Origin of the sequence: Pusillimonas noertemannii (assembly GCF_003096595.1) — a bacterium.
Lineage (GTDB): Bacteria > Pseudomonadota > Gammaproteobacteria > Burkholderiales > Burkholderiaceae_B > Pusillimonas > Pusillimonas noertemannii.
The window spans coordinates 1-5,617 of record NZ_QEKO01000014.1; the positions used below are offsets into that span (position 1 = coordinate 1).

General features: G+C 53.7%; 2 tRNA genes and 3 rRNA genes. All 5 read left to right on the top strand.

The annotated features are described in order from the left end of the window. Positions 1-242: 242 nt before the first annotated feature. Positions 243-1,783: ribosomal RNA gene (locus C7440_RS19655) — 16S ribosomal RNA — on the top strand. A 95-nt stretch (positions 1,784-1,878) separates the two neighbouring features. Beyond that, positions 1,879-1,955 (top strand) — tRNA-Ile (locus C7440_RS19660). Between the two features lie 11 nt (positions 1,956-1,966). Next, positions 1,967-2,042: transfer RNA gene (locus C7440_RS19665), tRNA-Ala, on the top strand. 366 nt (positions 2,043-2,408) lie between these two features. Further along, positions 2,409-5,295, top strand: a 23S ribosomal RNA gene (locus C7440_RS19670). A 187-nt stretch (positions 5,296-5,482) separates the two neighbouring features. Then, positions 5,483-5,595: ribosomal RNA gene (gene rrf / locus C7440_RS19675) — 5S ribosomal RNA — on the top strand. The 16S, 23S and 5S rRNA genes sit together here with 2 tRNA genes alongside, the layout of an rRNA operon. Positions 5,596-5,617: the final 22 nt, after the last annotated feature.

Consider the following 5,617-nt stretch of genomic DNA (forward strand, 5'->3'; position numbering starts at 1 on the left):
AGGTTGGGGCAGGACCCTTGTTCTTTAACAACGAAACAACCGATAAGTGTGGGCGCTTGGAATGAGTGCGCCGCGGGGCCTTTCACGAGGCCTTGGGCTCAACAAGTTTGAAGTGCTTGCACTAAGTGAAGAAGCCAAGTTTTTATGTCAAAGTAAGAACCGGCTCTTCCTTTGAAGCAATGCGACGTATGACCGCAAATGTCCTTAGGGATGTTTGAAGGAAAATACGATTTACAGGAATTGAACTGAAGAGTTTGATCCTGGCTCAGATTGAACGCTAGCGGGATGCTTTACACATGCAAGTCGAACGGCAGCACGAGATAAGCTTGCTTATCTTGGTGGCGAGTGGCGAACGGGTGAGTAATGTATCGGAACGTGCCCAGTAGCGGGGGATAACTACGCGAAAGCGTGGCTAATACCGCATACGCCCTACGGGGGAAAGAGGGGGATCCTTCGGGACCTCTCACTATTGGAGCGGCCGATATCGGATTAGCTAGTTGGTGGGGTAAAGGCCTACCAAGGCTGCGATCCGTAGCTGGTTTGAGAGGACGACCAGCCACACTGGGACTGAGACACGGCCCAGACTCCTACGGGAGGCAGCAGTGGGGAATTTTGGACAATGGGGGCAACCCTGATCCAGCCATCCCGCGTGTGCGATGAAGGCCTTCGGGTTGTAAAGCACTTTTGGCAGGGAAGAAAAGGCGCGGGTTAATACCTTGCGCCGCTGACGGTACCTGCAGAATAAGCACCGGCTAACTACGTGCCAGCAGCCGCGGTAATACGTAGGGTGCAAGCGTTAATCGGAATTACTGGGCGTAAAGCGTGCGTAGGCGGTTTGGCAAGAAAGATGTGAAATCCCAGGGCTTAACCTTGGAACTGCATTTTTAACTGCCAGGCTAGAGTATGTCAGAGGGGGGTAGAATTCCGCGTGTAGCAGTGAAATGCGTAGAGATGCGGAGGAATACCGATGGCGAAGGCAGCCCCCTGGGATAATACTGACGCTCAGGCACGAAAGCGTGGGGAGCAAACAGGATTAGATACCCTGGTAGTCCACGCCCTAAACGATGTCAACTAGCTGTTGGGGCCTTCGGGCCTTAGTAGCGCAGCTAACGCGTGAAGTTGACCGCCTGGGGAGTACGGTCGCAAGATTAAAACTCAAAGGAATTGACGGGGACCCGCACAAGCGGTGGATGATGTGGATTAATTCGATGCAACGCGAAAAACCTTACCTACCCTTGACATGTCTGGAATCCTGAAGAGATTTAGGAGTGCTCGCAAGAGAACCGGAACACAGGTGCTGCATGGCTGTCGTCAGCTCGTGTCGTGAGATGTTGGGTTAAGTCCCGCAACGAGCGCAACCCTTGTCATTAGTTGCTACGAAAGGGCACTCTAATGAGACTGCCGGTGACAAACCGGAGGAAGGTGGGGATGACGTCAAGTCCTCATGGCCCTTATGGGTAGGGCTTCACACGTCATACAATGGTCGGGACAGAGGGTTGCCAACCCGCGAGGGGGAGCCAATCTCAGAAACCCGATCGTAGTCCGGATTGCAGGCTGCAACTCGCCTGCATGAAGTCGGAATCGCTAGTAATCGCGGATCAGCATGTCGCGGTGAATACGTTCCCGGGTCTTGTACACACCGCCCGTCACACCATGGGAGTGGGTTTCACCAGAAGTAGGTAGCCTAACCGTAAGGGGGGCGCTTACCACGGTGGGATTCATGACTGGGGTGAAGTCGTAACAAGGTAGCCGTATCGGAAGGTGCGGCTGGATCACCTCCTTTCAGAGCATTTAGGGTGCACGAAGCGAAAGCGTCCACACTTATCGGTTGTCTGTTGCTGTTGCGTAGGCGAGATCTCGCCCGGTGATACAAGATCTGGGTCAGTAGCTCAGTCGGTTAGAGCACCGTCTTGATAAGGCGGGGGTCGTTGGTTCGATTCCAACTTGACCCACCACGGTTTTATGCGGGGGATTAGCTCAGCTGGGAGAGCACCTGCTTTGCAAGCAGGGGGTCGTCGGTTCGATCCCGTCATCCTCCACCACGTTTTACCGTTGGTTGGCATGGGGTCTTGGGGAGCAGGGATTTGCGGGTGTTAACGCAGAGCGTCTGGGTGGTTGGGCCACTCGGGGGTTGTGCGTTGATTCTTCGGAATCGCGCTAGAGTAGTACACGCAGTAAGCAGTAATTCGTTCTTTAACAATCTGGAAGAAGCACAACGAAGTAATTTATGGTGTGACGTGCGCCGGTATGGGGCGCGTCCATGATAAGTACGGGTTGTGATTGCAAAACACAATTTTGTTCAAATAGTTCTCATATCGAATGCGCTGGCAACAGGGTGTTCGAGCTTTGAAATAGATGAACGGCACAAACACGCGAAACTCAAGGTTCTATAGCCTATAACGTTATAGGATCAAGCGACTAAGTGCACATGGTGGATGCCTTGGCGATCACAGGCGAAGAAGGACGTGGTAGCCTGCGAAAAGCTGCGGGGAGCTGGCAAACAAGCATTGATCCGCAGATGTCCGAATGGGGAAACCCACTGCCCTTTGGGCAGTATCCCTGGCTGAATACATAGGCCAGTGGAGGCGAACCGGGTGAACTGAAACATCTCAGTAACTCGAGGAAAAGAAATCAACCGAGATTCCGACAGTAGCGGCGAGCGACCTCGGAACAGCCTTGACGATTTAGGCAATTGGATAGTCGAACGCGATGGAAAGCGCGGCCGTAGCAGGTGATAGCCCTGTAGACGAAATTCAGCTGCTGGAACTAGGCGTCAGATAAGTAGGGCGGGACACGTGAAATCCTGTCTGAAGATGGGGGGACCATCCTCCAAGGCTAAATACTCGTGATCGACCGATAGTGAACCAGTACCGTGAGGGAAAGGCGAAAAGAACCCCGGAAGGGGAGTGAAATAGATCCTGAAACCGTGTGCATACAAACAGTAGGAGCGGGCTCGTCCCGTGACTGCGTACCTTTTGTATAATGGGTCAGCGACTTACATTCAGTGGCAAGCTTAACCGAATAGGGCAGGCGTAGCGAAAGCGAGTCCGAATAGGGCGATTTAGTCGCTGGGTGTAGACCCGAAACCAGGCGATCTATCCATGGCCAGGTTGAAGGCACGGTAACACGTGCTGGAGGACCGAACCCACTAATGTTGAAAAATTAGGGGATGAGCTGTGGATAGGGGTGAAAGGCTAAACAAGCCTGGAAATAGCTGGTTCTCTCCGAAAACTATTTAGGTAGTGCCTCGCGTATTACTGCTGGGGGTAGAGCACTGTTATAGCTAGGGGGTCATGGCGACTTACCAAACTATGGCAAACTCCGAATACCGGCAAGTACAGCGCGGGAGTCAGAGCACCGGGTGCTAACGTCCGGACTCAAGAGGGAAACAACCCAGACCGCCAGCTAAGGTCCCTAAAATTGGCTAAGTGGGAAACGAAGTGGGAAGGCATAGACAGTCAGGAGGTTGGCTTAGAAGCAGCCATCCTTTAAAGAAAGCGTAATAGCTCACTGATCGAGTCGTCCTGCGCGGAAGATGTACCGGGGCTAAGCCAGTTACCGAAGCTGCGGATGCGTGCCTTAGGGCATGCGTGGTAGGAGAGCGTTCTGTAAGCCTGCGAAGGTGGCTTGTAAAGGCTGCTGGAGGTATCAGAAGTGCGAATGCTGACATGAGTAGCGATAAAGGGGGTGAAAAGCCCCCTCGCCGTAAGTCCAAGGTTTCCTGCGCAACGTTCATCGGCGCAGGGTGAGTCGGCCCCTAAGGCGAGGCAGAGATGCGTAGCTGATGGGAAGCTGGTTAATATTCCAGCACCGTCGTACAGTGCGATGGGGGGACGGATTGCGAAAGGTCATCGGGGTGTTGGACGTCCCCGTTGCTGCATCGAAGAAGGCGCTTAGGCAAATCCGGGCGCGTAATTCAAGGGTGTGGCTGGATAGAACTTCGGTTCTAAACTGATTGGAAGTGGTCCCAAGAAAAGCCTCTAAGCTTCAGCTGTACGAGACCGTACCGCAAACCGACACAGGTGGACGGGATGAATATTCCAAGGCGCTTGAGAGAACTCAGGAGAAGGAACTCGGCAAATTGATACCGTAACTTCGGGAGAAGGTATACCCTGGTAGTGTGATGGGCCTGCGCCCTGAGCATGAAGGGGTCACAGAGAATCGGTGGCTGCGACTGTTTATTAAAAACACAGCACTCTGCAAACACGAAAGTGGACGTATAGGGTGTGACGCCTGCCCGGTGCCGGAAGGTTAAGTGATGGGGTGCAAGCTCTTGATCGAAGCCCCGGTAAACGGCGGCCGTAACTATAACGGTCCTAAGGTAGCGAAATTCCTTGTCGGGTAAGTTCCGACCTGCACGAATGGCGTAACGATGGCCACACTGTCTCCTCCTGAGACTCAGCGAAGTTGAAGTGTTTGTGATGATGCAATCTACCCGCGGCTAGACGGAAAGACCCCATGAACCTTTACTGTAGCTTTGCATTGAACTGTGAACCGGCCTGTGTAGGATAGGTGGGAGGCGTTGAAACCCAGTCGCTAGATTGGGCCGAGCCATCCTTGAAATACCACCCTGGTCTGTTTGCGGTTCTAACCTTGGCCCGTTATCCGGGTTGGGGACAGTGCATGGTGGGCAGTTTGACTGGGGCGGTCTCCTCCTAAAGTGTAACGGAGGAGTTCGAAGGTACGCTAGGTACGGTCGGAAATCGTGCTGATAGTGCAATGGCATAAGCGTGCTTGACTGTGAGACTGACAAGTCGAACAGGTGCGAAAGCAGGACATAGTGATCCGGTGGTTCTGAATGGAAGGGCCATCGCTCAACGGATAAAAGGTACTCTGGGGATAACAGGCTGATACCGCCCAAGAGTTCATATCGACGGCGGTGTTTGGCACCTCGATGTCGGCTCATCTCATCCTGGGGCTGTAGCCGGTCCCAAGGGTATGGCTGTTCGCCATTTAAAGAGGTACGTGAGCTGGGTTTAAAACGTCGTGAGACAGTTTGGTCCCTATCTGCCGTGGGCGTTGGATACTTGACGGAGCCTGCTCCTAGTACGAGAGGACCGGAGTGGACGTACCGCTGGTGTATCGGTTGTCATGCCAATGGCATTGCCGAGTAGCTACGTACGGAAGAGATAACCGCTGAAGGCATCTAAGCGGGAAACTCGTCTGAAGATAAGGTATCCCGGGGGCTTGACCCCCCTGAAGGGTCGTTCGAGACCAGGACGTTGATAGGTCAGGTGTGTAAGCGCAGTAATGCGTTCAGCTAACTGATACTAATTGCCCGTGCGGCTTGATCCTATAACCTTGTAGGTTATACGTGTTCAGGTGCCGTTCAAACAAAGGTCTATATCGGGTGCGCCCCTCGTACAGCGCGCACCCCAATCACCCCACACATGCTTATCACACCACCGTAAGTGACCTTACGTGTGCTTCTTGCCCAGATTGGCCGCGCCCGCCCCAACCGGCGTGCCGGCAACCGTTTACGCTTGACGACCATAGCAAGGTGGTCCCACGCCTTCCCATCCCGAACAGGACCGTGAAACGCCTTTGCGCCGATGATAGTTGGCATTCGCCTGTGAAAGTAGGTCATCGTCAGGCTCTTACACCCCAAAGCCCCCGC